The sequence below is a fragment of the Pseudomonas oplopanacis genome (genome assembly GCF_057128725.1).
Window position 1 is genome coordinate 339690 of record NZ_JBSKHV010000003.1, and the last position, 26439, is coordinate 366128.

Annotated in this window: 23 protein-coding genes and 1 riboswitch; of the genes, 17 read left to right on the forward strand and 6 right to left on the reverse strand. The window is 60.9% G+C overall.

Annotated elements, in window-relative coordinates; genetic code table 11:
- Window positions 1-76: 76 nt before the first annotated feature.
- The 4 genes from msbA to hldE all read left to right on the forward strand — a co-directional run bounded on the left by msbA (window position 77) and on the right by hldE (window position 4863).
- On the forward strand, window positions 77-1879 hold the full coding sequence (gene msbA, locus ACWKV5_RS09475) for a lipid A export permease/ATP-binding protein MsbA (protein ID WP_483841066.1): 1803 nt from the start codon (window positions 77-79) through the stop codon (window positions 1877-1879).
- 157 nt (window positions 1880-2036) lie between these two features.
- Complete coding sequence (locus ACWKV5_RS09480) at window positions 2037-2741, forward strand: sulfotransferase family 2 domain-containing protein (protein ID WP_483841067.1); 705 nt, start codon at window positions 2037-2039, stop codon at window positions 2739-2741.
- Window positions 2734-3339 carry an adenylyl-sulfate kinase gene (gene cysC / locus ACWKV5_RS09485; protein WP_483841068.1) on the forward strand — a complete coding sequence of 202 codons (606 nt, stop codon included), beginning with the start codon at window positions 2734-2736 and terminating at the stop codon, window positions 3337-3339. Before ACWKV5_RS09480 ends, cysC begins: the two co-directional genes overlap by 8 nt.
- A gap of 102 nt (window positions 3340-3441) precedes the next feature.
- Window positions 3442-4863 carry a bifunctional D-glycero-beta-D-manno-heptose-7-phosphate kinase/D-glycero-beta-D-manno-heptose 1-phosphate adenylyltransferase HldE gene (gene hldE / locus ACWKV5_RS09490; RefSeq protein ID WP_483841069.1) on the forward strand — a complete coding sequence of 474 codons (1422 nt, stop codon included), beginning with the start codon at window positions 3442-3444 and terminating at the stop codon, window positions 4861-4863.
- 69 nt (window positions 4864-4932) lie between these two features.
- Here hldE and ACWKV5_RS09495 read toward each other — a convergent pair whose 3' ends face one another.
- The 4 genes from ACWKV5_RS09495 to ACWKV5_RS09510 form a co-directional block, all read right to left on the reverse strand.
- On the reverse strand, window positions 4933-5898 hold the full coding sequence (locus tag ACWKV5_RS09495) for a metal ABC transporter ATPase (protein WP_310266789.1): 966 nt from the start codon (window positions 5896-5898) through the stop codon (window positions 4933-4935).
- A 32-nt stretch (window positions 5899-5930) separates the two neighbouring features.
- Window positions 5931-6743 carry an aldo/keto reductase gene (locus tag ACWKV5_RS09500; protein WP_483841070.1) on the reverse strand — a complete coding sequence of 271 codons (813 nt, stop codon included), beginning with the start codon at window positions 6741-6743 and terminating at the stop codon, window positions 5931-5933.
- Complete coding sequence (locus tag ACWKV5_RS09505) at window positions 6740-7915, reverse strand: NAD(P)/FAD-dependent oxidoreductase (protein WP_483841071.1); 1176 nt, start codon at window positions 7913-7915, stop codon at window positions 6740-6742. Before ACWKV5_RS09505 ends, ACWKV5_RS09500 begins: the two co-directional genes overlap by 4 nt.
- Before the next feature lie 199 nt (window positions 7916-8114).
- The gene (locus ACWKV5_RS09510; RefSeq protein ID WP_015093202.1) at window positions 8115-8447 is read right to left on the reverse strand and encodes a DMT family transporter; all 333 of its coding nucleotides are present in this window, start codon (window positions 8445-8447) and stop codon (window positions 8115-8117) included.
- Window positions 8448-8550: 103 nt separating this feature from the next.
- Here ACWKV5_RS09510 and ACWKV5_RS09515 point away from each other — a divergent pair, with 103 nt between their 5' ends.
- Both ACWKV5_RS09515 and waaA read left to right on the forward strand, forming a co-directional pair.
- Window positions 8551-9447, forward strand: a complete 897-nt coding sequence (locus ACWKV5_RS09515) for a LysR family transcriptional regulator (RefSeq protein ID WP_483841072.1) — start codon at window positions 8551-8553, stop codon at window positions 9445-9447.
- An 11-nt stretch (window positions 9448-9458) separates the two neighbouring features.
- A complete protein-coding gene (waaA, locus tag ACWKV5_RS09520) occupies window positions 9459-10736 on the forward strand; it encodes a lipid IV(A) 3-deoxy-D-manno-octulosonic acid transferase (protein WP_483841073.1) in 1278 nt (425 codons plus the stop codon).
- 36 nt (window positions 10737-10772) lie between these two features.
- Here the strand turns inward: waaA and ACWKV5_RS09525 are convergent, their stop codons facing one another.
- A complete protein-coding gene (locus ACWKV5_RS09525; RefSeq protein ID WP_483841074.1) occupies window positions 10773-12215 on the reverse strand; it encodes a TolC family outer membrane protein in 1443 nt (480 codons plus the stop codon).
- A 193-nt stretch (window positions 12216-12408) separates the two neighbouring features.
- A riboswitch (TPP riboswitch) is annotated at window positions 12409-12514 on the forward strand.
- A 168-nt stretch (window positions 12515-12682) separates the two neighbouring features.
- On the opposite strand from ACWKV5_RS09525, the gene thiC reads away from it, so the two are divergent.
- Together thiC and cytX are read left to right on the forward strand one after the other, a co-directional pair.
- On the forward strand, window positions 12683-14572 hold the full coding sequence (gene thiC, locus ACWKV5_RS09530; protein WP_007946989.1) for a phosphomethylpyrimidine synthase ThiC: 1890 nt from the start codon (window positions 12683-12685) through the stop codon (window positions 14570-14572).
- A 141-nt stretch (window positions 14573-14713) separates the two neighbouring features.
- Window positions 14714-16006 carry a putative hydroxymethylpyrimidine transporter CytX gene (cytX, locus tag ACWKV5_RS09535; RefSeq protein WP_483841075.1) on the forward strand — a complete coding sequence of 431 codons (1293 nt, stop codon included), beginning with the start codon at window positions 14714-14716 and terminating at the stop codon, window positions 16004-16006.
- On the opposite strand, the gene ACWKV5_RS09540 is transcribed toward cytX, so the two are convergent.
- Window positions 15975-16721 carry an RsiV family protein gene (locus tag ACWKV5_RS09540; protein WP_483841076.1) on the reverse strand — a complete coding sequence of 249 codons (747 nt, stop codon included), beginning with the start codon at window positions 16719-16721 and terminating at the stop codon, window positions 15975-15977. The genes cytX and ACWKV5_RS09540 overlap by 32 nt on opposite strands.
- A gap of 228 nt (window positions 16722-16949) precedes the next feature.
- On the opposite strand from ACWKV5_RS09540, the gene ACWKV5_RS09545 reads away from it, so the two are divergent.
- The 9 genes from ACWKV5_RS09545 (at window position 16950) to ACWKV5_RS09585 (ending at window position 26339) form a co-directional block, all read left to right on the forward strand.
- Window positions 16950-17567 carry an NUDIX domain-containing protein gene (locus tag ACWKV5_RS09545; protein ID WP_483841077.1) on the forward strand — a complete coding sequence of 206 codons (618 nt, stop codon included), beginning with the start codon at window positions 16950-16952 and terminating at the stop codon, window positions 17565-17567.
- The gene (locus ACWKV5_RS09550; protein ID WP_027922011.1) at window positions 17558-18010 is read left to right on the forward strand and encodes a DUF1249 domain-containing protein; all 453 of its coding nucleotides are present in this window, start codon (window positions 17558-17560) and stop codon (window positions 18008-18010) included. The genes ACWKV5_RS09545 and ACWKV5_RS09550 overlap by 10 nt, the downstream gene beginning before the upstream one ends.
- 99 nt (window positions 18011-18109) lie before the next feature.
- Window positions 18110-18925, forward strand: coding sequence for a 3',5'-cyclic-AMP phosphodiesterase (cpdA, locus tag ACWKV5_RS09555; RefSeq protein WP_483841078.1), 816 nt, complete (start codon window positions 18110-18112; stop codon window positions 18923-18925).
- 184 nt (window positions 18926-19109) lie between these two features.
- The gene (locus ACWKV5_RS09560) at window positions 19110-19718 is read left to right on the forward strand and encodes a YqiA/YcfP family alpha/beta fold hydrolase (protein WP_483841079.1); all 609 of its coding nucleotides are present in this window, start codon (window positions 19110-19112) and stop codon (window positions 19716-19718) included.
- A gap of 41 nt (window positions 19719-19759) precedes the next feature.
- Entirely contained in the window at window positions 19760-21664 is a 1905-nt protein-coding gene (parE, locus tag ACWKV5_RS09565) for a DNA topoisomerase IV subunit B (protein WP_483841080.1), read from the forward strand.
- Window positions 21664-22653, forward strand: a complete 990-nt coding sequence (locus ACWKV5_RS09570) for an esterase-like activity of phytase family protein (protein WP_483841081.1) — start codon at window positions 21664-21666, stop codon at window positions 22651-22653. Before parE ends, ACWKV5_RS09570 begins: the two co-directional genes overlap by 1 nt.
- Window positions 22650-23174, forward strand: a complete 525-nt coding sequence (locus tag ACWKV5_RS09575) for a retropepsin-like aspartic protease family protein (RefSeq protein WP_483841082.1) — start codon at window positions 22650-22652, stop codon at window positions 23172-23174. Before ACWKV5_RS09570 ends, ACWKV5_RS09575 begins: the two co-directional genes overlap by 4 nt.
- A gap of 7 nt (window positions 23175-23181) precedes the next feature.
- Window positions 23182-25449, forward strand: a complete 2268-nt coding sequence (parC, locus tag ACWKV5_RS09580) for a DNA topoisomerase IV subunit A (protein ID WP_027922005.1) — start codon at window positions 23182-23184, stop codon at window positions 25447-25449.
- A 176-nt stretch (window positions 25450-25625) separates the two neighbouring features.
- Window positions 25626-26339: a PqiC family protein gene (locus tag ACWKV5_RS09585; RefSeq protein ID WP_483841083.1), complete on the forward strand. Its 714-nt coding sequence runs from the start codon at window positions 25626-25628 to the stop codon at window positions 26337-26339.
- Window positions 26340-26439 lie beyond the last annotated feature (100 nt).

A 26439-nucleotide genomic window follows, 5' to 3' on the forward strand; every position in this document is an offset into this window, starting at 1 on the left:
CAGCCTTTATGCGATTGCCAGAACCCTGAAGAAGCTGTGCTAAAGTCAGCGTCCTTTTTATCGACAAACGCGTGATATGACCGACTCCAGTCTCTCCGCAAGCCCATCGAGCTTGAAAATCTACTTCCGCCTGCTCGGCTATGTCCGGCCGTACATCAGTCTGTTCCTGATCAGCATCGTCGGCTTTCTGATTTTCGCTTCGACCCAGCCAATGCTCGGCTACATCCTCAAGTACTTTGTCGATGGGCTGTCCAACCCTGAGGCAGCGCTCTTCCCGACGGTGCCTTACCTGCGCGACCTGCAACTGTTGCAGGCGGTGCCGCTGCTGATCATTCTGATCGCCGCGTGGCAAGGGTTGGGATCTTATCTGGGCAACTACTTTCTAGCCAAAGTTTCCCTGGGTCTAGTCCATGATCTGCGAGTACAGCTGTTCAATAACCTGTTGGTTCTGCCCAACCGGTATTTCGACAAGCATAACTCGGGTCATCTGATTTCGCGTATCACCTTCAACGTGACGATGGTCACCGGGGCGGCCACAGATGCGATCAAGGTCGTAATCCGTGAGGGCATGACGGTGATCTTCCTGTTTGCCTCGCTGCTGTTCATGAACTGGCGCCTGACGCTGGTCATGGTCGCCATCCTGCCGTTGATCGCGGTCATGGTGCGCACCGCGAGCAAGAAATTCCGCAAGCAAAGCAAGAAAATCCAGTTGGCCATGGGTGACGTGACACACGTGGCTTCGGAAACCATTCAGGGCTATCGCGTGGTGCGCAGCTTCGGTGGCGAAGTCTACGAAGAAAAACGCTTCTTCGACGCCAGCCAGGGAAACACCGACAAGCAACTGCGCATGACCCGCACCGGTGCCATCTACACGCCGCTGCTGCAACTGGTGATCTACACCGCCATGGCGGTGCTGATGTTCCTGGTGCTGTACCTGCGCGGCGATGCCTCGGCCGGTGACATGGTTGCCTACATCACCCTCGCTGGCCTGTTGCCCAAGCCGATCCGCCAGTTGTCCGAAGTCAGCTCGACCATCCAGAAAGGTGTGGCCGGTGCCGAGAGTATTTTCGAACAACTGGACGTTGCGCCTGAAGTCGATACCGGCACCGTCGAGCGCGATGCCGTCACCGGTCGCCTGGACGTCCGCAACCTGAGCTTCACTTACCCGGACACCGATCGCCAGGTGCTCAATGACATCACTTTCTCGGTCGAGCCGGGGCAAATGGTGGCACTGGTCGGACGCTCAGGCAGTGGCAAGTCGACCCTGGCCAACCTGATTCCACGCTTCTATCACCACGACAAGGGCGAGATCCTGATCGACGGTGTTGAAGTGGAGCAGTACAAGCTGTTGAACCTGCGCCAGCACATTGCCCAGGTGACCCAGCATGTGACGCTGTTCAGCGACACCGTGGCCAACAACATTGCCTATGGCGATCTGGCCGGCGCGCCGCGTGAAGACATCGAGAAAGCAGCACGAGACGCCTACGCCATGGATTTCATCGCTCAGTTGCCCGAAGGCCTGGACACCCAGGTCGGCGAGAACGGCGTGCTGCTGTCCGGCGGTCAGCGTCAGCGTCTGGCGATTGCGCGAGCCCTGTTGAAGAACGCACCGTTGCTGATTCTCGACGAGGCCACCTCGGCGCTCGACACTGAATCCGAGCGCCACATTCAGGCGGCGCTGGATCAAGTGATGAAAGGCCGGACCACACTGGTGATCGCTCACCGACTGTCGACCATCGAAAAGGCTGACCTGATCCTGGTCATGGATCAGGGCCGGATCGTCGAGCGCGGCACCCATGCCGAGCTGCTGGCGCACAACGGTTATTACGCCCGCCTGAACGCCATGGGCCTCGACGCCCCGGCTGAAGACATCGCCTGACACTCGTTCACCGGGCGCGCAATGCGCCCGGCGATTTGTATCCAGACCTTTACCCTTCTTGACCAAACCGGCATAAATCTTTGCGACTCGCTTGTTAAGGTTCCTGAACGAACTTTGACTTCATCGATGGGGCCATCCCCGTCGCGCGGGTACTGCCATGCTGCAACGTTATCTCTGGAAGCTCTTACCCAAATCGCAGCGGGCGTTTCTGCTGGGTCGCCTGTCGGTGGTGGACCGCCAGGTGGTGAACAAATCGATGTCGGCGAATGTGCGTTTCCCCGAGGCCTTCGAGCAGCTCTCCTGTCTGTACATTCATGTGCCCAAATGCGCCGGGAGCAGCATCTGCGCGGCGATGTTCGAGAACTGGAGCCCGGGTCACTTGCCGTTGTACTGGTACGAGCAGCAGTTTGCCGAACAGTTTGCAGCCAGTTTCAAATTCGCCTTTGTGCGTGATCCTCTGGAACGGGCTTATTCGGCCTACGCGTTTCTGCGGGGTAACGAGTTGGGCCGGCGCGATCATGCGGCGCAAAAACTGGTCAGCCACTACCGCGACTTCGACGATTTCGTCGCTCGCTGGCTGCACCCGGAAACGATCCAGCGGCAATTGCATTTCGCCGCGCAAACGGATTTCCTCACCGACTCCCTGGGGCATCTGGCGCTGGACTTCATTGGTTACCAGGAGCATCTGGAACGGGATTTTCAGCTGGTCTGCGAGCAGTTGGGGCGCTCGATGGTGCTGCCTCACGTCAACAGCTCCCGGCAACGACAACCGATGCGCGCGCGTGATTTCTGCTCGGCGCGCACCCGTCGGTTGGTGCGTCGGGCGTATCAGCGCGACTACGAGATGCTCGGCTATGAATAAAGCGCAGTCGGTGTCCGTTGCGGATGTCAGGCCTTACTCGCTGGCGCTGTCGAAGGAGTCGCGTACCTCAATCAAATGCCAGCGACCGCGTTGCCTCTGGTTGACCGGATTGTCCGGGGCGGGCAAGTCGACGCTGGCCAATGCCCTTGAAGTCCAGCTCAATCAGCGCGGGCTGCACACCTTTCTGCTGGATGGCGATAACCTGCGTGACGGCTTGTGCCGGGATCTGGGGATGGGGGCTGACTGTCGCCGGGAAAATATCCGACGCATGGCCGAGGTGGCGCGGTTGATGGTGGATGCGGGGCTGATTGTGATCGTTGCGGCGATCTCGCCTTTTCGCATCGAACGCGAGACCGCCCGGCGCTTGTTCGCCGAGGGCGATTTCATTGAGGTGTATGTGAGCACGCCGTTCGCGGTGTGTGCACAGCGCGACCCCAAGGGCTTGTATCAAGCGGCCCGGCAGGGGCGGATCAAGGACTTCACCGGCATCGACAGTCCGTACGAGGCGCCGTTGGCAGCCGAATGCGAGATCGACACCGACGAAATGAGGCTGGCCGACGCCTGCTGGCAGCTATCGGCATTTCTGCTCAATAAATGAACAGGTTTGCCCGCAAAATCATCCCGTTGCAGCCGTCGCGCAAGCCAGCGCCAACCCTGTGGTAATATCGCGCCCCTGTTCATTTTGTATGTGGGTTGCTCCATGAAGTTGTCCATGCCGCGATTCGATCAAGCCCCTGTCTTGGTGGTCGGCGATGTCATGCTCGACCGTTACTGGCATGGTGGTACCTCACGGATTTCCCCTGAGGCGCCGGTGCCGGTGGTCAAGGTCGAGCAAATCGAGGACCGCCCGGGCGGTGCCGCCAACGTTGCGTTGAACATTGCCGCGCTCGGTGCTCCGGCCTCGCTGGTCGGCGTGACCGGCGACGACGAAGCGGCCGACAGCCTGGCCAATAGCCTCCAGGGCGCAGGCGTCCGGGCGATATTCCAGCGCATTGCGCACCAGCCGACCATCGTCAAGCTGCGGGTCATGAGTCGTCACCAGCAATTGCTGCGTATCGACTTCGAAGAACCCTTCGCCACCGACGCGTTGGCGCTTGGCGAGCAAGTCGATGAATTGCTCGAAGGCATCAAGGTGCTGGTGCTGTCCGACTACGGCAAAGGCGCCCTGAAAAACCATCAGGTGCTGATCCAGGCCGCCCGTGCCCGTGGCATTCCGGTGCTGGCGGATCCCAAGGGCAAGGATTTCTCGATCTACCGTGGCGCCAGCCTGATCACCCCGAACCTCAGCGAGTTCGAAACCATCGTCGGTGGTTGCGCCGATGAGCACGAGCTGGTGAGCAAAGGCGCGCAACTGATGCACGACCTTGACCTCGGCGCCTTGCTGGTGACCCGTGGCGAACACGGCATGACCTTGCTGCGCCCGGATCATCCGGCGCTGCACCTGCCGGCCCGTGCCCGTGAAGTGTTCGACGTGACCGGTGCCGGCGACACAGTGATTTCTACCCTGGCAGCGGCGATTGCCGCTGGCGAAGAATTGCCGCATGCGGTGGCCTTGGCCAACCTCGCGGCCGGCATCGTGGTTGGCAAACTCGGTACGGCAGCCATCAGCGCCCCGGAACTGCGTCGCGCCATCCAGCGTGAAGAAGGCTCCGAGCGCGGTGTGTTGGGCCTTGAGCAGCTCTTGCTGGCCGTCGCCGATGCGCGCGCGCACAAAGAGAAGATTGTCTTCACCAATGGTTGCTTCGACATTCTGCATGCCGGCCACGTGACCTACCTCGAGCAGGCACGGGCCCAGGGCGATCGTTTGATCGTTGCGGTCAATGACGATGCTTCGGTCAGCCGCCTGAAAGGGCCGGGTCGTCCGATCAACAGCGTCGACCGTCGCATGGCGGTACTGGCCGGTCTGGGCGCGGTGGATTGGGTGATCAGCTTCCCTGAAGGCACCCCGGAAAACCTGCTGCGCGAGGTCAAGCCGGACGTGTTGGTGAAGGGGGGTGATTACGGGATCGACCAAGTGGTCGGTGCAGACATCGTGACGGCTTATGGCGGGACGGTGAAAGTGCTGGGGCTGGTAGCGAACAGCTCGACCACGGCGATTGTCGAAAAAATCCGTAATAACTGATTGTGGCGAGGGAGCAAGCCCCCTCACCACAGTTAAAACCCCTAGTCACAGGATCCAGTGGTGTTGCTTCTATCGTGCCGCCTTGCGCGGCACGATTTTCTTCAGCAATTGCTTCGCCTTCCCGCGTAACCGCGCCAGACCCGAATCTTTCCCCGGCGGGCTCAGCCCCTGCTGGCGCACCCAATCCTTCCAGCGAATCCGCTCATCACGCACCACCCAGCCTTCCTGTTGGGCAAAGCTCTCCGCCAGGAACAACCCGCGAGTGCTCGCCGGGTAGAGCTGATCCTTCTTCAAGGTGTACAGCTCGGCCATCGGCTGGCCGTCCTGCAAGGGCATCAGGTACAAGTCCGGGCGCTTGCGGTCGAGGCGGGCGACCAGTTGATCGCCTTCCAGCCGCTCATCGACATGAAACAGGCTCAGGGATTTGGCTTCCTTGGGCACGTCGAGGCGCAAGTCATAGATCAACTGCAACGAAGCGGTGGGTAAATGCACGTAAGCCCGCGGCCGTTCGATCAGCTGCAGGTTGGCGCACCGCACCGGCCGCGCCGAACCGGACAACGGCGTCAAGCGAAACGGCAGCGCCTCGCGGTAGTGCAGGGCGCTGGCATAAGGCGCCGGCAACCACGTGTCATTAAAACGCCCGCCGAGCCAGCCTTCCGGGGTTTCCAGCAGGCACTCTTCGGCAATCTCCTGGATCGCCGTGTGCAGCGGCAGGTTCAGCTCATGGGCCGGCACGTAGCCGGAGATCAGCTTGAGCACCACGTCGCCACGGTCTTGCCGACGCTGACGCACCAGCACCCAGTAATCGCGATTCTGCCAATGCAGGGTCAGGCGCACCGAGACCCCGAGGTTGGCCAGTTCCAGCGCAAACCGCTCGGTACTGGCCACCGTCACGGGACGGCGACGTTGCAGAGTCTGGGAGAAATTGAGCGGCATCCCGACGCTCTGATAGCTCAAGCCTTCGGGAGTCGCTTCGACGTACAACGGCAGGGTCTTGAAGTTGCTCGGGTTCTTTCTAATGAGCGTACGCGGCATGTCGGCTCCTGCTTAAGGCCGCGTGGGCGGCATCAGTTTCTACGGAGGACCTGGGCAACGGTCGCAACGTTGTGGGCGAGGTGCAGCGGATTAATGGTCCCGACAATAGCACTGGCCACACCGGGATGTTCAAACAACAACTCGAAGCTGGCGCGCACTGGGTCCACGCCTGGACTCAGGCACACATGACCGCTGGCGAGGGCTTTTTTGACCAGAATGGCTTTGCCGTGAGCAGCAGCATAGTCAATGACGGGCTTCTCGTTCTGCTCGTTCAGATTGTAGGTGACCATGGCGCAATCACCTTGCTCCAGAGCCTTCAAGCCACCCTCGACGGTTTTCCCGGAAAAACCGAAGCCGCGAATCTTGCCTTCGGCCTTGAGCGCGGCGAGGGTCGCGTAGACCTCGCTGTCATTGAGGATCGCCAGATCGTTGCCGTCGGAGTGCACCAGCACCAGGTCGATAAAATCCGTTTCCAGACGTTGCAAGCTGCGCTCCACTGACAGTCGGGTGTGGACGGCACTGAAATCATGGCTCGACTGGCCATTGGCAAACTCTTCACCGACCTTGCTGACAATCACCCAGTCCTCACGCTGGCCGCGCAATAACGGGCCAAGGCGTTCTTCGCTGCGGCCGTAGGCCGGGGCGGTGTCGATCAGGTTGATGCCCATGTCGCGGGCGAGCTTGAGCAGCCGGCGTGCATCGTCGTCGTCAGGAATCTGGAAGCCATTGGGATACTTCACGCCCTGGTCACGGCCGAGTTTGACCGTGCCCAGGCCCAGCGGCGAAACCAGCAGGCCGGTGCTGCCCAGCGGGCGATGCAGATCGTGCAGGGTCGGTTGGCTCATCGCAGCAGTTGCTCCCAGGCTGGCACGCCCATTGGCGGTTTCGGCAATGTTGGCAGGGGCGCCGGATGGCTTGGCTGGATGCCGTCACGCGTCAGGCTGGCGATGACCCGGTCGGCGAAGTCTGGCGCCAGCGCCAGTTTGGTCGGCCAGCCCACCAGCAGGCGACCTTGCTCGGCGAGGAAGGCGTTGTCGGGACGGGTCAGCCCCGATTGCAGCGGCTCGGCGCGGTCCACGCGCAGGGTGGCCCATTGCGCGGTGCTCAGGTCGATCCATGGCAGCAACTGCCCGAGCTCGTGCTGCGCCGTGGCGATTTGCTCGGCAGGTTCGCGGGCAACGCCTTCGGCCTCGGCAATGTCGCCCCCCATGTACCAGACCCACTGACCGTCGGCCGCCGGGTGAGTGGTCACGGTCAGGCGCGGTTTGGTGCCGCCGCCCAGGCAATGGGCGTACAGCGGTTTGAGGCCCGGGCCCTTGGCGATGATCATGTGTAACGGCCGACGCTGCATGGCGGGCTGACTCAAGCCCAGTGCTTCGAGCAATGCTGCCGTACCGGCGCCGGCGCTGAGGACTATGCGCTGGGCACGAATCTCGCGCTCGTCGACCTTCAGGCCGACCAGCACATTGCCTTCCAGCAGCGGCTCGATCTTCTGCCCGGCGAGCAGGCCATCACCGGCCAGATCGGCCAGGCGCTGGATCAGACTTGGCACGTCGACCACCAATTCGGCCAGGCGATAGACCTTGCCCTTGAAGCGTTTGTCTTGCAGGGCCGGCGGCAGTTGCTCGCCCTTGACCTGATCGACACGCCCGCGCACGGCCTTGCTGGCGAAGAAGCTGGTGAGGTTGCCGGCGAGCGTGCCGGGGGACCAGAGATAGTGAGCTTCGGACAACAGGCGCACGCCGGACAGGTCCAGTTCGCCATCGCCCGCCAGCGCTTCACGCCAGCGACGCGGCATGTCGGCAATCGCCTCCGACGCCCCGGTCAGGGCGCCATGCAACGCGTACTTGGCGCCGCCGTGGATGATGCCCTGGGACTTCACGCTCTGCCCGCCGCCGAGGCTGGCGCTTTCCACCAGCACGGTCGAAAAGCCCTGGCGGCGCAGGCGCGCATTCAGCCAGAGGCCGGCGACACCAGCGCCGACAATCAGAACGTCGGTGGAAATAACGGATGGCATGCGGCGACCTCAGTGTTCAAGACGAGGGCGCAGTATACAGACTCGAAGAAAAGGGGATTTGCTGGTGATCAACAGGAGAGATGCAAAAACTTGTGGGAGCGAGCCTGCTCGCGAATGCGGTGTGTCTGGCAATACTGATGTCGACTGACACGGCCCCTTCGCGAGCAGGCTCACTCCCACAGTGGATTGTGTTCAGGCTTTAGTGCCCGGCGGTTTTGGAGAACAGTTGGATGACAACGACGCCCAGCACGATCAACGCCATCCCCAGCATCGCCGGTACATCCAGTTTCTGCCCATAGATAAACAGCGCCGCGACGCTGACCATCACGATGCCCATGCCGGCCCACACTGCGTAAGCGACGCCGACCGGAACGCTGCGCACCACCAGGGTCAGCATCCAGAAGGCAATGCCGTAACCGACGATCACCAGAACCAACGGCAGCGGCGTGCTGAAACCTTTGACGGCTTTCATCGAAACAGTCGCGATCACTTCGGCACAGATGGCGATGGCCAGGTAGTAGTAAGCGGTCATGGGTGCATCCTCGTGTGAAGTGTTGCTTTCTGAGGTCGGTATTTTAGAGACTCTTCAGATGCGGTAAAGTCATTACCTATCTGCCAGAGAGATGGGTTGGCCTATGCAATGGAATCTTGAGCAACTGCGGTTGTTTGTCAGCGTAGCGGAGCAGCGCTCGTTTTCTGCGGTGGCACGCGATCAGCGCAAGGCGCAGTCAGCGGTCAGCAGTTCGATTGCGCTGCTGGAAGAAGATCTGGGCGTGATTCTGTTCGATCGCAGCAGCGGCCGTCAGCCGAAACTTACCGAGGCCGGCAATGCCTTGCTGGAAGAGGCCCGTGAAGTGTTGCGCCAGTGCGAGCGCCTCAACGGCCGCGCATTGGCCATGATGCGCGGCCAGGAAGCGCGTTTGCGCGTGGCTCAGGATGAAGCCATGCCCTATCAGCCGATCATTGAAAGTTTCGAAGCTCTGGCGGAAAAATTTCCCAGCCTGGAAGTGCAACTGACCAGCGCTGCTCAAGGCGATGTCGCGCGCAAACTGGTGGAGCGCCGGGCCGATCTGGGGTTGCTGTTTTATCACGACCAGATCCCCGAAGCCCTTGAGCGGCGAGTGGTGGGCAGTGTCGAAATGCTCACGGTGTGCGGCGTCGGCCATCCGCTGGCGAAACAGGCTCAGGTTGATTGCCAGGCGCTGGCGCAGCATCGGCAGTTGCTGATGTCGACCCAGTCCAGCGTCTACCCCGGCAGCGAGCCGGCCAGCCCGCAAGTCTGGCGGGCCGACAGTTTCTACGTGATGGCCGAATGGCTGGTGCGCGGCCTCGGTTGGGCCTGGCTGCCCCGGCACGTGGTGCAATACCCGGCGTACCAGGGCCTGATGGTCGAACTGGACAGCGAATGGACCCCGCCGGCGCTAGTGGTGGAGTTGGTGTGGCGTCGCGATGAGCCGCTCGGCCCGGCGGCTCGTTGGCTGGCCGAACGTTTTGCCGTGCACTTGCAGGCGATCGGCGAGAAAAGCCGATAAACTCCGCCGCCATGAATAGAACTCTCTATACCGCGCTGTTTTACCTGGGGCTGCCACTGGTAGCGATTCGGCTGTGGCTGCGGGCGCGAAAGGCGCCTGCGTATGCCAAACGCATTGGCGAGCGTTTTTCCTTCGGCCTGCCGGTGATGAAGCCGGGCGGTATTTGGGTACACGCAGTGTCGGTGGGCGAAAGCATTGCGGCGGCGCCGATGATTCGCGCCTTGCTGCAACGTTATCCACAGCTGCCGATTACCGTGACCTGCATGACCCCGACTGGGTCCGAGCGCATCCAGGCGTTGTTCGCCAACGAACCGCGCATCCAGCACTGCTACCTGCCTTACGATTTGCCCTGCGCCGCCGCGCGTTTCCTTGACCGGGTCCGTCCAACGCTGGCGGTGATCATGGAAACCGAACTCTGGCCCAACCACATTCACCAATGCGCCAAGCGCGGGATTCCCGTGGCACTGGCCAATGCGCGACTGTCCGAACGCTCGGCCAAGGGTTATGGCCGCTTTCGCAAACTGACCCAGCCGATGCTCGCTGAGATGAGCTTGTTCGCGGTACAGACCGAGGCTGAAGCCCAGCGTTTTCGTGACTTGGGTGCGCGTCCTGAGACTGTAGAAGTCACCGGCTCGATCAAGTTCGACCTGACCATCGCCCCGCAATTGCTGCAGCGCGCCGTCGAACTGCGCACGCAATGGCAGACGCTTGAGCGGCCGGTCTGGATCGCCGCCAGTACCCATGAAGGCGAAGACGAAGTGGTCCTCGCGGCCCATCGTCAGTTACTGGCCAATCATCCCGATGCGTTGCTGATTCTGGTGCCACGCCATCCGGAGCGTTTCAACACGGTGTTCGAGCTGTGTCAGCAACAGGGTTTCGCCACGCTGCGGCGTTCCACAGGCGAGCCGGTGACCTCAGCCACGTCGGTGCTGGTGGGCGACACCATGGGCGAGTTGCTGTTTCTCTACGCCTTGGCAGATACCGCGTTCGTGGGGGGCAGCTTGGTGCCGAACGGCGGACATAACCTGCTGGAGCCAGCCGCGTTGGCCAAGCCGGTACTCAGCGGGCCGCACCTGTTCAACTTCCTCGAAATCGCCGCGCAGTTGCGCAGTGCCGGAGCGTTGCAGGAAGTGGAGGATGCCGAAGGCCTGGCGCTGGCGGTGCAGCGGCTGTTCGAGTTGCCGCGCGATGCGCAGCGGATGGCTGAGGCGGGGCTGAAAGTGATGCGCAGCAATCAGGGCGCGTTGCAGCGCTTGCTGGATGGGCTGGGGCGCTTGATCGGCCGCTAAAGTGTCGCGAGGGGGCATGCCCCCTCGCCGCAAGCATCACTGGGTCGGTGGTCTTGACTTGAGTTGCTGTTCCGCCGCCTTGGCCAAATCAGGTGGCAAGAAGTCCTTGTCGGGGTTGTAGTCAGCCTTGAGGTAGCGCTTCAAGTCTTCCAGGTCTCCCGGGTTCAACGTACCGGCCTGTTGTTTCAATTTCAGGTTGTCGAGGATGTAGTCGTAGCGGGTGTTGTTGTAGTCGCGTACCGAGGTGTACAGCGAGCGCTGCGCGTCCAGCACGTCAACGATGTTGCGTGTCCCCACCTGATAACCGATTTCCGTCGCTTCCACCGCACTCTGGTTGGAGATGATCGACTGCTTGCGCGCCTGTACCTGCTCAACGTCAGTGTTCACCGCGCGATGCAGGTCGCGGGTGTTTTCGACGATTTGCCGACGCAGGGATTCGCGTTGCTGCTCGGTCTGGTCCAGCTGCGCATACGATTGACGCACCTGCGAGGTGGTCAAGCCGCCGCTGTAGATCGGGATGTTCAGTTGCAGGCCGACCGTCGTTTGCTCGACGTTGCCACTGTACGGTTGACCAAAGGCGCTCGGGTTGCTGAACCCCAACGCGTCGTTGTCACCTTTTTCGTATTTCGCCACGGCATCGAGCGTCGGCAGATGACCCGACTTGCGCTGCTTGAGGGTTTCTTCGGCGGCACTGACGGCGTAGTTGCTGGCCAGCAAATTCAGGTTTTGCCGAGCCGCCGTATCGACCCAGGCTTTGGCATCGTTCGGTGTCGGAGCCAGGATCGGCAATTGATGGCTGACGCCCCAGATCGAATTGTATTGACGGTTGGTCAGGGTGATCAGCGCCTCAAACGCGTCGTCCACCTGACGCTGCGCAACGATGCGGTTGGCGCGTGCTGTGTCGTAGCTGGCTTGTGAGTTCAGCACGTCGGTCTTGTCCGACAGGCCCACGTCGAAACGCTCGTTGGACTGGTCGAGCTGGCGTTTGAACGCGGCCTCTTCAGCCTTGGTCGACGCCAGGTTGTCCTGGGTGCGCAGCACGTTGAAGTAGCTTTCAGCGGATTGCAGGATCAGGTTTTGCTCGGTGGCCGAGAGTTGCAGGGCGGCCTGTTCGTTGACTTCCTTGGCGGCCTGGAACTGGAACCAGCGATCAGCACGGAACAGCGGCTGCGCCAGGGTGGCCTGATACGAATTTGCACTGCGATTGGCCGTCGCCGAAGGCTGGTCGATCGCGGTGCGCACGCTGGCGACTTCGGCTCCACCCGACAGATTGGGCAGCAGGCCGGCGCGAGCTTGAGGCACGACTTCTTTCTGCGCGCCATATTGCGCGATGGCCGCCGCGAGGTCGGCGTTGTTGGCCTTTGCCTCCTGGTAAACGCTGACCAGGTCGTTCTTGGTCGATAAGGGCGCTTCTGCTGCCCAGCCCGTTCCATAAGACGCACAAGACACGGCAAGGGCCAGTGAAAGTTTGCGCAGCATAGGCGATCCCTAGAATTAATATTACACAAGTAATTTGAGCGCCAAGGCTAAGGCGCGGCACGTACCACGTCAACGCATGGCTTGGCGTAGCGAGTGTAGTTGTGCAATCGGGCGGCAACAATCCTGTATCTGCCATTCATCAAGGTGTTTTGTTCGGTGTTGGCGTTCTTTGTCAGTTGTGTCTAGACTGGCCGGGTTCTTGTCGGGGTGCCTTGCTATGAGGCTGAGATCGAATAATTTCGGATCCCGTTGAACCTGATCAGGTTAGCGCCTGCGTAGGGAACAAGATTTCTCGTCACCCGGCGAGTCCTCTTGTGCTTCGTCCGGGATGTTGTTCGACAATCGAACACCCCTCGAGCACTGAGCACAGCACCAACAGCGTTGTTATGGCTGATTGATCGCGTCCATTCGTTACAGGTTCGCTCCGACAAAATTCCACTGCCTGGATGCTGTCTGGAGAGCCCGTGATGACGATAAAACCAAAAAATACGATGAACCTGAGTGATTCGGCCCAAGTCGATCAACAGTCGGTTCAACCGTTTACCCGCTCGCAAAAAATCTATGTCCAGGGCTCGCGCCCCGACATCCTCGTGCCCATGCGCGAAATCAGCCTGGATGTAACGCCGACCGACTTCGGCGGCGAGATCAATGCGCCGGTGGTGGTGTACGACACCTCGGGCCCGTACACCGACCCCAACGTCATCATTGATGTGCGCAAAGGCCTGGCCGATGTGCGTTCCGCGTGGATCGAATCCCGTGGCGATACTGAACGCCTGCCGGGCCTGAGCTCCAACTTCGGCCAGGAACGCCTCGCCGATGCCGAGCTGACCAAGCTGCGCTTCGCCCACGTCAACAACCCGCGCCGCGCCAAGGCCGGGGCCAACGTCAGCCAGATGCACTATGCCCGCCAAGGCATCATCACCGCCGAGATGGAATACGTCGCCATCCGCGAAAACATGAAGCTGGAAGTGGCCCGTGCCGCCGGCCTGCTGGACCAGCAACACGCCGGCCACAGCTTCGGCGCCAGCGTGCCGAAAATCATCACCCCTGAATTCGTCCGTGACGAGATCGCCCGTGGTCGCGCGATCATTCCGGCCAACATCAACCACACCGAACTGGAACCGATGATCATCGGCCGTAACTTCCTGGTGAAGATCAACGGCAACATCGGCAACAGCGCACTGGGTTCGTCCATTGAAGAAGAAGTGGCGAAACTGACCTGGGGCATTCGCTGGGGTTCGGACACGGTCATGGACTTGTCCACCGGCAAACACATTCACGAAACCCGCGAGTGGATCATCCGTAACTCGCCAGTGCCGATCGGCACCGTGCCGATTTATCAGGCCCTGGAAAAAGTCGGCGGCGCGGCCGAAGACCTGACCTGGGAGCTGTTCCGCGACACGCTGATCGAGCAGGCCGAGCAGGGCGTTGACTACTTCACCATCCACGCCGGCGTGCTGCTGCGCTACGTGCCGCTGACCGCCAAGCGCGTGACCGGGATCGTTTCCCGTGGCGGTTCGATCATGGCCAAGTGGTGCCTGGCGCACCACAAGGAAAACTTCCTCTACACCCATTTCGAAGACATCTGCGAAATCATGAAGGCCTACGACGTCAGCTTCTCGCTGGGCGATGGCCTGCGTCCGGGTTCGATTGCCGACGCCAACGACGCTGCACAATTCGGCGAGCTGGAAACCCTCGGCGAGCTGACCAAGATCGCCTGGAAACACGACGTGCAGTGCATGATCGAAGGCCCGGGCCACGTGCCGATGCAGTTGATCAAAGAGAACATGGACAAGCAGCTGGAATGCTGTGACGAGGCGCCGTTCTACACCCTCGGCCCGCTGACCACCGACATCGCGCCGGGTTACGATCACATCACCTCCGGGATCGGTGCGGCGATGATCGGCTGGTTCGGTTGCGCGATGCTGTGCTACGTGACGCCGAAGGAACACTTGGGCCTGCCGAACAAGGATGACGTGAAGACCGGGATCATCACCTACAAGATCGCCGCGCATGCCGCCGATCTGGCGAAGGGGCATCCGGGCGCACAGATTCGCGACAATGCCTTGAGCAAGGCGCGGTTCGAATTCCGTTGGGAAGACCAGTTCAACCTCGGCCTGGATCCGGACACCGCCCGTTCGTATCACGATGAAACCCTGCCGAAGGATTCGGCCAAGGTCGCGCACTTCTGCTCCATGTGCGGGCCGAAATTCTGCTCGATGAAAATCACCCAGGAAGTCCGTGAATACGCGGCCAACCAGCGGATCGAAACCGTGGATGCCGAGGTCGCCCAGGGATTGGCGGAACAGGCTGAACGGTTCAAGCAGGAAGGCAGTCAGCTGTACAAGAAGGTTTGATCTGACCTGAATAAGGAGGGGCCTGAAAGGGCCCCTTCGCGAGCAGGCTCGCTCCCACATTGGAATGCATTCTCCTGTGGGAGCGAGCCTGCTCGCGAATAGGATCAAAAGAACAACAAATGTCCCTCTGAGATAACACCCTTGAGCATTCAACCGAGTACGTATTCCCCCGACATCGCCGTGCCAACCGACAAACGCGTCTTCGGCGGCCGTGATCTGTTTTCCCTGTGGTTTTCCCTCGGCATCGGCCTGATGGTGCTGCAGACCGGCGCCTTGCTCGCGCCGGGCCTGGGCCTGTCCGGCTCGCTGCTGGCAATCTTCCTCGGCACCCTGGTCGGCGTTTTGCTGCTGGCCGCCGTCGGCGTGATCGGCAGCGACACCGGCCTGTCGTCGATGGCCGCGCTCAAACTCAGCCTCGGCAAACGTGGCGCGAGCCTGCCGGCCGTGCTGAACCTGCTGCAACTGATCGGTTGGGGCTCGTTCGAAATCATTGTCATGCGCGACGCCGCCAGCCTGCTCGGCGCGCGTGCATTCAGCGAAGGCAGCCTGCTGTCGAATCCGCTGCTCTGGACAGTTTTCTTCGGTGGTTTGGCGACCTTGCTGGCCGTCAGCGGTCCTCTGACATTCGTGCGGCAGATCCTGCGCAAGTGGGGCATCTGGCTGTTGCTGGCGGCGTGCATCTGGCTGACCTGGAACCTGTTCGCCAAAGCCGATCTGGGCGCTTTGTGGGCGCAGGCCGGTGATGGTTCGATGCCGTTCGCCGTGGGCTTCGACATTGCTATCGCGATGCCGCTGTCGTGGCTGCCGCTGATTGCCGACTACTCGCGTTTCGGCAAGCGTGCGAAAAACGTCTTCGGCGGCACCGCGCTGGGCTTCTTTATCGGTAATTTCTGGCTGATGAGCCTGGGCGTGGCCTACACCCTGGCGTTCGCGCCGAGCGGTGAAGTGAATGCCTTGTTGCTGGCGCTGGCAGGTGCGGGTCTGGGCATTCCGTTGCTGCTGATCCTGTTGGATGAGTCGGAAAACGCCTTCGCCGACATTCACTCGGCGGCTGTCTCCAGCGGGATTCTGTTGCGTCTGAAGGTCGAGCATCTGGCCTTGGCCATCGGCGTGATTTGCACACTGATCGCGTGCCTGGCGCCATTGGCCCAGTACCAGAACTTCCTGCTGTTGATCGGTTCGGTGTTTGCGCCGCTGTTCGGCGTGGTGCTGGTGGATCACTTCATCCTGCGCAAGCGTTCGGCTCAAGTGGCGTCAGCCGCGTTGCGCTGGCCGGCGTTGCTCGCCTGGTTGGGCGGGGTGAGCACCTATCACTTGCTGGCCAATCTGTATCCGGACATCGGCGCAACCCTGCCGTCGTTGATTCTGGCAGGGCTGCTGCAGCTGGTGCTGGGCCGGGCCTTCAGTTACGGCCGGGAAACAGCTCGGGCTTGATGATGCCATTCAGGCGTGGGTAGGGGATCTTCAGTTCGACATGGCCCAGCGCGTAAGGCGCGATGGTGCTGGTTTCGTACTTGAGGATCACCCCGCCGTAGGTCAGCGCCACGTTCTGGGTTTTCTGGAACGGCCAGCTCTTCACGAACTCCGGTTCCTGATCGAGCTTGGTGCTGATCAGCCAGCTGTTGTGCGCCACTTGCGCGGCTTTCCAGAACGCTTCTTCCTGACCCGGCACCAACATGTCCGACAGCGTCAGCACTTTGTGCTGCTGGCGGGAATAGTTGATAAAGCTGCGGCCCGGGGTGCCATGTGCGCCGCCGGTGTCCAGGTAGCTGGAAAATTCAACGATCACCAAGCCGTCATGCTGCTCACGTACCTTGGCTTGCAAGTAACTGCTGTAGCGCGGACCGGCGGTGCGCAAAAACTCATCGCGATAGGCCGTCAATGTCGGTGCCACCGGGGTGTCCGGTGTGGTGCGGGTCATTTGCAGCAGGCGTTTTTCGACGATACCGTCAAGCTGCGGTTCGGCAGGGAAGCGCAGTGTATCGATGTTCACCAGCGGGCAATCGGGAGTGGTGCAGCCCGGTTTCAGGGTTTCGGTAGCGTCGCGGGTGGTTTCCAGCGGCGCCCGGTAGTTGGGCTGAAACAGACTCTGGCAGGCGCCCAGCGTCAGGGCGATTGCGGCCACGGAGGCAATTTTAAAAAGCGACATGGGCGTCCTTTGTAAAACAGGGAAAGGCAAAAAGTTATCCGCTTCGACTCTCAACGAAGCAGTCAGTTCGCCACTAAGCTAATTAGAGTTGGTTTCGCCCTCACCGTCTATCCCGCTGACGGGAAAGGGGCTGCATCAAATGTCGCAGGCGCGTTAGGATGGCGCGAAGTCGAGGTTGCAAGTCACCAACAGGAGCCTCGTAACGGATTTGCAGTAAAGAGGATTGTCATGACTGATTTTGCCAACGCCATTCCGACCGCCGTTGATATCGTTCGGCGCGAAAAGTGCTACGAGGGCTTTTACAAGCTCGACCGTGTGCACTTGCGCCACGAGTTGTTCGCCGGCGGCATGAGTCGCGAAATCAATCGTGAAGTGTTCGTGCGCCACGATGCGGTGTGCGTGCTGCCATACGATCCCCAGCGCGACGAAGTGGTGTTGATCGAGCAGTTTCGCGTCGGCGCCATGGGCAAGACCGACAACCCCTGGTTGATCGAACTGGTCGCTGGTCTGATCGACAAGGAAGAAGTGCCGGAAGAAGTTGCTCACCGCGAAGGGCAGGAGGAAGCTGGGCTTATGTTCGGGGCGCTCTGGCCGATGCTCAAATATTTCCCGTCGCCGGGCGGCAGCAATGAATTCGTGCACCTGTTCCTGGGGCGTTGCGACACGAATGGGGTTGGCGGCCTGCATGGGCTGGAGGAAGAAGCTGAAGATATCCGCGTCACGGTCTGGGCGTTAGAAGATGCCTTGCAAGCCGTGCGTGACGGACGAATTGCCAACGCGGCCAGCATCATTGCCTTGCAATGGTTAGCTTTAAACCGCGCTGAAGTGAGGGGGTTATGGTCGTAAACAAGCTGCGCGATCGCTATCGGGTGGACCTTGCGGGGCTGCAAGCTTCCTGTGAGGCGAACTACGCGCGCTTGATGCGACTGCTGCCGGACATGCGCGACGAGCCGGCGGCGCGGCGCATTGCCGTGACGCATGGCGAACAGATGCTCGGCGTGCTGGCGCTGGAAGTGCTGCAGGTCTGTCCGTACACCACGACCCTGCAAGTGCGCCAGGAGCACAGCCTGCCGTGGCTGCCAATTCCGCAACTGGAAGTGCAGGTCTACCACGACGCCTGCATGGCCGAAGTGGTCAGCGCCGAACATGCACGACGTTTTCGCGGCATCTATCCTTACCCGAACGCCTCGATGCACCAACCGGATGAAAAGGCCCAGTTGAATATGTTTCTGGGTGAGTGGCTGAGCCATTGCCTGGCCTGCGGGCACGAATACGCCGTCGTTCGCTAGTTGTGAACTGCGTCAGGTTCACAGGTTTCCCCTTTTGAGCGTCCCCCAGCATAATTGCGGCACCTATCCACCCCCGTGATTCAGCCCTGGGAGAACGCCTTGCCGAGCGTATCCACATTGACCACCGCCGATTCGGCGTTGCTGGTGCAACTCTCCGACAGCCACCTGTTCGCCGAAGCGGGCGGCACGTTGCTGGGCATGAACACGCGGGACAGCCTGCAAAAAGTCATCGAGCTGGTGCAGGCTCAGCAGCCGCAGATCGACCTGATCATTGCCAGTGGCGATCTGTCCCAGGACGGGACGCTGGAGTCCTACCAGCAGTTTCGCGACATGACCGGCCAGCTCGATGCGCCGGCGCGCTGGATTCCCGGCAATCACGATGAGCCACACATCATGGCCGAGGCGGCGGTGCAAAGCGCATTGCTGGAACCGGTAGTGGATGTTGGCAACTGGCGAGTCACCTTGCTTGATTCCGCCGTGCCGGGTTCGGTGCCGGGGTTTTTGCAGGATGAGCAGTTGCAGTTGCTGGCTCGATCATTGAGTGAGGCGCCGGAGCGGCATCATCTGGTGTGTTTTCACCATCACCCGGTGTCGATTGGCTGTGCGTGGATGGAGCCGATCGGGTTGCGCAATCCTGAGGCACTGTTTGCAGTGCTGGATCGTTTTCCGCAGGTGCGGGCGGTTTTATGGGGGCATGTGCATCAGGAAATCGACCAGGTGCGTAACGGCGTTCGACTGATTGCCTCGCCGTCGACCTGCATTCAGTTCGAGCCGGGCAGTGATGATTTCAAGGTCGGGGAGCAGGCGCCGGGGTATCGCTGGTTGCGGTTGTTGCCGGATGGGCAGATTGAAACCGGTGTCGAACGGGTCACCGGGTTTGATTTTCAGGTTGATTACGGCTCTGACGGTTACTGAGTATCCAGTGCGACCGCGTCGCGGCCTTCGCGAGCAGGCTCGCTCCCACAGGGGGCGCATTCCAATGTGGGAGCGAGCCTGCTCGCGAAGGCGTCCGCAAAGTCGACCCAATTCCAGCAGATATCCCCGATCCCCCCGACTCCCTGTAAACTGCGCCTCTTTACCCGACGCACAGGGAGCTCAAATGTCTGGTTCGATCCTTTATATCCACGGTTTCAACAGCGCGCCTTCGTCGAAAAAGGCCACGCAGTTGATGCAGGTGATGGACCGACTCGGCCTGAGCGATCAACTGCGCGTACCCGCCTTGCATCACCACCCGCGCGAGGCCATCGGTCAGCTGGAACAGGCGATTGAAGAGCTGGGGCGGCCACTGCTGGTCGGCAGCTCACTCGGCGGCTACTATGCGACTCACTTGGCCGAGCGTCATGGCCTCAAGGCTTTGCTGATCAACCCGGCCGTCAGTCCGCACCGGATGTTCGACGGGTACCTGGGAACGCAGAAAAACCTGTATACCGATGAGGCCTGGGAATTGACCCACGACCACGTGACGGCCCTGGCCGAGCTGGAAGTGCCGGCGCCCCGGGACCCGCAGCGGTATCAGGTGTGGTTGCAGACCGGTGACGAAACGCTGGACTATCGCCTCGCCCAGCAGTATTACCGGGCCTGTGCCTTGCGCATCCAGGCCGGCGGCGACCATAGTTTCCAGGGTTTTGCCACGCAATTGCCGGCGATGCTGAGTTTTGCCGGTATCGGCGCAGATTTGTATCAGGCGATCGATTTCACAGCACTGTGAACCGTCGCCTCTATTTCACGAACATTTGACGACGAGACCCCATGGCCACTCCCAGCGCTAGCTCTTATAACGCAGACGCCATCGAAGTCCTCTCGGGCCTCGACCCGGTGCGTAAACGCCCCGGCATGTACACCGACACCAGTCGGCCGAACCACCTTGCCCAGGAAGTCATCGACAACAGTGTCGACGAAGCCTTGGCCGGGCATGCGACGTCGGTGCAGGTCATCCTGCACGCCGATCACTCCCTGGAAGTCAGCGATGACGGCCGTGGCATGCCGGTGGACATTCACCCGGAAGAGGGCGTGTCCGGAGTCGAACTGATCCTCACCAAGCTTCATGCGGGCGGCAAGTTTTCCAACAAGAACTACCAGTTCTCCGGCGGTCTGCACGGGGTGGGTATTTCCGTGGTCAACGCCTTGTCGAACGAAGTCCGGGTGCGCGTAAAGCGTGACGGCAACGAATACCAGATGACCTTCGCCGACGGTTACAAGAAAACCGAGTTGGAAGTCATTGGCACCGTCGGCAAGCGCAACACCGGTACCAGCGTGTTCTTCGCGCCGGACCCGAAGTACTTCGATTCGCCGAAATTCTCCATCAGCCGCCTCAAGCACGTGCTCAAGGCCAAGGCCGTTCTGTGCCCGGGGCTGCTGGTCAGTTTTGAAGACAAGGCCACCGGCGAAAAAGTCGAATGGCATTACGAAGATGGCCTGCGTTCCTACCTGGTGGATGCGGTCAACGGCTTCGAACGTCTGCCGGACGAGCCGTTCTGCGGCAGCCTCGCCGGTAATAAAGAAGCGGTTGATTGGGCGTTGCTGTGGTTGCCGGAAGGTGGCGACAGCGTGCAGGAAAGCTACGTCAACCTGATCCCGACGGCCCAGGGCGGTACTCACGTCAACGGCCTGCGTCAGGGTTTGCTCGATGCGATGCGCGAATTCTGTGAGTTCCGCAGTCTGCTGCCACGCGGCGTGAAGCTGGCGCCGGAAGACGTCTGGGAACGCATCGCCTTCGTGCTGTCGATGAAAATGCAGGAGCCACAATTCTCCGGCCAGACCAAAGAGCGTTTGTCGTCCCGTGAAGCGGCGGCCTTCGTCTCCGGTGTGGTCAAGGACGCGTTCAGCCTGTGGCTCAACGCCAACCCGGAAACCGGCATGCTCCTGGCGGAATTGGCGATCAACAACGCCGGCCGCCGCCTCAAGGCGAGCAAGAAGGTCGAGCGCAAGCGCATCACCGCAGGGCCGGCGCTGCCGGGCAAACTGGCCGATTGCGCCGGGCAGGACCCGATGCGTTCCGAGCTGTTCCTGGTGGAAGGTGATTCCGCCGGCGGTTCCGCCAAGCAAGCGCGGGACAAAGAGTTTCAAGCGATCCTGCCGTTGCGCGGCAAGATCCTGAACACCTGGGAAGTCGATGGCAGCGAAGTGCTGGCCAGCCAGGAAGTGCACAACATCGCCGTGGCCATCGGTGTCGATCCGGGCTCGGCGGACATCGCGCAGCTGCGTTACGGCAAGATCTGCATCCTTGCCGACGCCGACTCCGACGGTCTGCACATTGCCACGCTGCTGTGCGCCTTGTTCGTCCAGCATTTCCGCCCGTTGGTGGATGCCGGTCACGTCTACGTCGCGATGCCGCCGCTGTACCGCATCGACTTGGGCAAGGAGATTTACTACGCCCTGGACGAAGCCGAGCGTGATGGCATTCTCGATCGACTGGTCGCCGAGAAGAAACGCGGCAAGCCGCAGGTCACCCGATTTAAAGGCCTGGGTGAAATGAACCCGCCGCAGCTGCGCGAAACCACCATGGACCCGAACACTCGGCGCCTGGTGCAACTGACGCTGGAAGACTTCGAAGCCACTTCGGAAATGATGGATATGCTGCTGGCGAAGAAACGCGCCGGTGACCGCAAGTCCTGGCTGGAATCCAAGGGCAACCTGGCCGAGGTTCTTGGTTGATGCGGCTTGGCTTTGCCCTGGCGTGTGCGTTACTTCTGACCCCGGTTCTGGCCTTGGCTGAACCGGCACCAGAATTGCGCGTGATCTCCGAGCATCCGGTTGACGGTATGCGCGGTGGCAACCTGTCGGGGCTGGCCCAATGCGGCAAGGACTTGTGGACGGTCTCTGATCGCGACGATGATCAAATCTACCGCCTCGATACCAGCAACCCGACCTGGCAGGCCGAAACCGTGGGCATCGGCGTACCGCCGGTGCCGGACACCGGTTTGCCTTGGGGTTTGCGTTCGCGAACCTGGGTGGCGTCGTTCGTGCGGGGCGGCGATCTGGATTTTGAGGGCATTACCTGCGACAGCGCCGGCAACCGCTACATCGTCAGCGAAGGTCATGCGGCCGTCCTCCTGGTGCCTCCCACTGGGCCGGCGAGCTGGCTGAAAATCTCGCCGATGCTGGTTCGCGAAGCGCGGGCCAGCGGCATGCTGTTGCAGTTCAATGCGCTGTTCGAGGGCCTGGTGATCAATCCTGCGGGTGATCAGATGTGGTTTGCTGCCGAACGTCAAAGCCGCGGTTTGTTGACGATCAAGCGTAAACAGACCGTTTGGGATTGCGACGGTGGCTGTGTGCTGTTGAGCGAAGCGGGGATGGAAATGCAGCCGCCGCAGTTCCCTCATGCCAGACCGGTCAACCGGGATTTCTCTGACCTGTCATTGTTCAACGGCAAGTTGTTTACCCTTGAACGCAACGCCTATCAGATTTGTCGCCGTGACCCGCAGACGGCCAAGGTCGAACGCTGCTGGTCGTATGCGGCCGAGTTGTTGCAGGAAAACCGTCGTTATTCGCAAAATTATGGGCTGGAAGAGGCGTTGATCATTGACGCTGACGGTGCCTGGATCGGCGTCGACAACAATTTCGGGCCCCGTGCCGATGGCGAAGTCCGCCCGGTTGTCTGGCGCTTCGCCGCGCCTGAAGGTGGCTGGAGCGCGAAGCCGTGAGTCAACAACCGCCGGGCAAGCGCGCCGGTCGAGTGTTGATGGTGCTGGCCTGGTGCGCGGCACTGTTTCTGGCCACGCGGTTTTTCGGGCAGTGGGAAGAGCGGCAGCAAAACCCGAATGTGGTGGTCAGTTCCGAACAGGGTGACGGGTTTATCGAAGTGAAACTGGTCAGCAACGGCCAAGGGCATTTTGTCGCCAGCGGTGCGATCAACGGCCATCCGGTGGATTTCATGCTCGATACCGGGGCGACGGATGTGTCGATTCCGGCCAGTGTGGCCGAGGGATTGAAACTGGAACAAGGCTTCGGGGTGACCCTGAGCACGGCCAATGGTCTGAGCGAGGGCTATCGAACCCGCATCGACCGGCTGCAGCTGGGCGACATTGTGTTGCGTGATGTTCGCGCGCTGGTCGCACCCGGCCTGGAAGGCAAACAGGTGCTGCTCGGCATGAGCGCACTGAACAAACTTGAATTTACCCAGCGCGGTGGCACCATGCTGCTGCGCCAGACAACGAACCGATGAGGCCCGCATGAGCGACTCCCTTGATCTCAGCCTGGACGGTGTAGAACGCCGGTCACTGGCTGACTTCACCGAAAATGCCTACCTCAACTACTCCATGTACGTGATCATGGACCGTGCCTTGCCGCATATCGGCGACGGCCTGAAACCGGTACAGCGACGCATCATCTACGCGATGAGCGAGTTGGGGCTGGACGCCGATTCCAAGCACAAGAAATCGGCGCGTACCGTCGGTGACGTGCTCGGCAAGTTCCACCCGCACGGCGACTCGGCCTGCTACGAAGCCATGGTCCTGATGGCCCAGCCGTTCAGCTACCGCTACACGCTGGTCGACGGTCAGGGTAACTGGGGTGCGCCGGATGATCCCAAGTCCTTCGCCGCCATGCGTTACACCGAAGCACGGCTGTCGCGTTATTCCGAAGTGCTGCTCAGTGAATTGGGCCAGGGCACCGCGGACTGGGGCCCGAACTTCGACGGCACCCTCGACGAGCCGCTGGTGTTGCCGGCACGTTTGCCGAACATCCTGCTCAACGGCACCACCGGCATCGCCGTGGGCATGGCCACCGACGTACCGCCGCACAACCTGCGCGAAGTCGCGACGGCGTGCGTGCGTTTGCTTGATGAGCCCAAAGCCACGGTCGAACAGCTCTGTGAACACATCCAGGGCCCGGATTACCCGACCGAAGCGGAAATCATCACCCCGCGCGCCGACCTGCTGAAAATGTACGAAACCGGCAAGGGCTCGGTGCGCATGCGCGCCGTGTACCACATCGAAGACGGCGACATCATTGTCACCGCCCTGCCGCACCAGGTGTCCGGTGCCAAGGTGCTGGAACAGATCGCCGCGATGATGCAGGCCAAGCCGTCCAAGGCCCCGCAGATCGCTGACCTGCGCGATGAGTCCGACCACGAAAACCCGTGCCGCATCGTGATCATTCCCGGCGCGCGCAAAAACTTTGACCACGATGCACTGATGACGCACCTGTTCGCCAGCACCGAGCTGGAGTCGAGCTACCGCGTCAACATCAACATCATTGGCCTGGACGGCAAGCCGCAGCTGAAAAACCTGCGGGCGCTGCTGGTCGAGTGGCTGGAATTCCGTGTGCAGACCGTGCGTCGCCGCCTGCAATTCCGCCTCGATAAGGTCGAGCGTCGCCTGCACCTGTTGGACGGTTTGTTGATCGCCTACCTCAACCTGGATGAAGTGATTCATATCATCCGTACCGAGGAGCATCCAAAGGCCGCCCTGATCGCGCGTTTCGCCCTGAGCGAAATCCAGGCCGACTACATCCTCGACACCCGTTTGCGTCAGTTGGCGCGACTGGAAGAGATGAAGTTGCGTGCCGAGCAGGATGAACTGCTCAAGGAACAAGCCAAGCTGCAAGCGCTGCTGAGCAGCGAAGCCAAGCTGAAAAAACTGGTGCGCACCGAGCTGATCAAGGACGCCGAAACCTATGGCGACGACCGTCGTTCGCCGATTGTCGAGCGCGCCGAGGCCAAGGCCCTGACCGAACACGACCTGCTGCCGAACGAGAAAGTGACGGTCGTGCTGTCGGAAAAAGGCTGGGTCCGCTCTGCCAAAGGTCACGAAATCGACGCCACCGGGCTTTCCTACAAGGCCGGGGACGGTTTCAAGGCCCTGGCGGCCGGGCGCTCCAACCAGTTTGCGGTGTTTATCGACTCCACCGGTCGTAGTTATTCGGTGGCGGCGCACACGTTGCCATCGGCCCGTGGCCAGGGCGAACCGCTGACCGGTCGTCTGACGCCACCGCCAGGTGCGAGCTTCGAATGCGTGTTGATGCCGGAAGACGATTCGCTGTACGTGATCGCTTCCGACGCCGGGTATGGTTTCGTGGTCAAAGGTGAAGATTTCCAGGCCAAGAACAAGGCCGGCAAGGCGTTGCTGAGCCTGCCGAGCAACTCGAAAGTCATACTTCCGCGCCCGGTAGCGGATCGCGAGAGCAACTGGCTGGCCTCGGTCACGACCGAAGGTCGCCTGCTGATCTTCAAGATCAGCGACCTGCCACAATTAGGTAAGGGCAAAGGCAACAAGATCATCGGCATCACCGGTGAGCGTGTGGCCAATCGCGAAGAATATGTCACGGACATCGCCGTGCTGCCGGAGGGTGCCACTTTGGTGCTGCAGGCCGGGAAACGTACCTTGTCACTGAAAGCAGACGACCTCGAACACTACAAAGGTGAGCGTGGACGTCGTGGTAACAAATTGCCACGTGGCTTCCAGAGGGTAGATGCGCTGCTCGTCGAAAACCTCAATTAAGCGTCCTAGAGCGCTCGATCTACGATTTAACGCGTAGATCGACGCATTGGCGCTGGAGTCGGAACGCATATTCACGGATGATATGGCCTTTCAAGCGCCGGCGTGGCCGAGCGTTCTTCATATTTATTGAGTATTTTCACTGTGGTCAGCCTTGTGGCGGCCACCTGGATGGGACGATGACTGCTCTGCGCCTTCCTTTTATTTTGATGCTCGCTGGCGTTTTAGGCCTGGCGGGTTGCAGCGTTCACCAGCCGGTGTCGCTGTATCAACTGGACAGCGGAAGTCCGGTTGCGCCTGCGCAAAGCGCGGGCATGGCGGTATTGTTGGGCCCGGTAACTGTTGCTGATTACCTGCAACGCGAAACCCTGTTGCAGCGTCAGCCCGATGGCAGCCTTCAGGCGTCGACCGACGGTCGTTGGGCCGGGAGCTTGTCTTCGGACATCGATCAGTTGTTGCTGCGTCAGGTGGCCGGTCGTCTGGACAGTCAGCGCGTTGTGCTGGCGCCTGCGACCCTCGGCTTCACGCCGGATGTTCAAGTGCTGCTGACGATTACGCGCCTGGACTCCGGTGAGTCGCAACCGGCAATCCTCGATGCGCAATGGCGTTTGATCGACCGTCGTGGCCAGGTTCGCGATAACCGCATCATTCATTTGCAGGAACAGCACGCGGGCGGTACAGCGGCGCAGGTTCAGGCTCAGGGTGTGCTGTTGCAGCGTCTGGCGGAGCAATTGTCGGTGGCGTTGAAGCCATTGGCTAATCAGCCGCCGATTGCTGAAGCGCCAAAGAAACCGGCTGCCAAGCCTGTGGCTCCGGCGGCAGAGCAAGAGAAACAACCGAAGATCCCGATGGCTTCGCCGATCCGGACCGATATGGAAGTGTTCAGGTTCTGAGCCTGGACTGATCCAAGACAAAGCCCGCCTTGTGCGGGCTTTGTTGTTTCTGCAGGCTGGAGGTCTTCGGTGCTGCTGAGGGCCCTTTCGCGAGCAGGCT

Coding starts and splice junctions, on each gene's coding strand:
- msbA (WP_483841066.1), top strand. CDS start 77: ATGACCGACTCCAGTCTCTCCGCAAGCCCATCGAGCTTGAAAATCTAC.
- ACWKV5_RS09480 (WP_483841067.1), top strand. CDS start 2,037: ATGCTGCAACGTTATCTCTGGAAGCTCTTACCCAAATCGCAGCGGGCG.
- cysC (WP_483841068.1), top strand. CDS start 2,734: ATGAATAAAGCGCAGTCGGTGTCCGTTGCGGATGTCAGGCCTTACTCG.
- hldE (WP_483841069.1), top strand. CDS start 3,442: ATGAAGTTGTCCATGCCGCGATTCGATCAAGCCCCTGTCTTGGTGGTC.
- ACWKV5_RS09495 (WP_310266789.1), bottom strand. CDS start 5,898: ATGCCGCGTACGCTCATTAGAAAGAACCCGAGCAACTTCAAGACCCTG.
- ACWKV5_RS09500 (WP_483841070.1), bottom strand. CDS start 6,743: ATGAGCCAACCGACCCTGCACGATCTGCATCGCCCGCTGGGCAGCACC.
- ACWKV5_RS09505 (WP_483841071.1), bottom strand. CDS start 7,915: ATGCCATCCGTTATTTCCACCGACGTTCTGATTGTCGGCGCTGGTGTC.
- ACWKV5_RS09510 (WP_015093202.1), bottom strand. CDS start 8,447: ATGACCGCTTACTACTACCTGGCCATCGCCATCTGTGCCGAAGTGATC.
- ACWKV5_RS09515 (WP_483841072.1), top strand. CDS start 8,551: ATGCAATGGAATCTTGAGCAACTGCGGTTGTTTGTCAGCGTAGCGGAG.
- waaA (WP_483841073.1), top strand. CDS start 9,459: ATGAATAGAACTCTCTATACCGCGCTGTTTTACCTGGGGCTGCCACTG.
- ACWKV5_RS09525 (WP_483841074.1), bottom strand. CDS start 12,215: ATGCTGCGCAAACTTTCACTGGCCCTTGCCGTGTCTTGTGCGTCTTAT.
- thiC (WP_007946989.1), top strand. CDS start 12,683: ATGACGATAAAACCAAAAAATACGATGAACCTGAGTGATTCGGCCCAA.
- ACWKV5_RS09540 (WP_483841076.1), bottom strand. CDS start 16,721: ATGTCGCTTTTTAAAATTGCCTCCGTGGCCGCAATCGCCCTGACGCTG.
- ACWKV5_RS09545 (WP_483841077.1), top strand. CDS start 16,950: ATGACTGATTTTGCCAACGCCATTCCGACCGCCGTTGATATCGTTCGG.
- ACWKV5_RS09550 (WP_027922011.1), top strand. CDS start 17,558: ATGGTCGTAAACAAGCTGCGCGATCGCTATCGGGTGGACCTTGCGGGG.
- ACWKV5_RS09560 (WP_483841079.1), top strand. CDS start 19,110: ATGTCTGGTTCGATCCTTTATATCCACGGTTTCAACAGCGCGCCTTCG.
- parE (WP_483841080.1), top strand. CDS start 19,760: ATGGCCACTCCCAGCGCTAGCTCTTATAACGCAGACGCCATCGAAGTC.
- ACWKV5_RS09570 (WP_483841081.1), top strand. CDS start 21,664: ATGCGGCTTGGCTTTGCCCTGGCGTGTGCGTTACTTCTGACCCCGGTT.
- parC (WP_027922005.1), top strand. CDS start 23,182: ATGAGCGACTCCCTTGATCTCAGCCTGGACGGTGTAGAACGCCGGTCA.
- ACWKV5_RS09585 (WP_483841083.1), top strand. CDS start 25,626: ATGACTGCTCTGCGCCTTCCTTTTATTTTGATGCTCGCTGGCGTTTTA.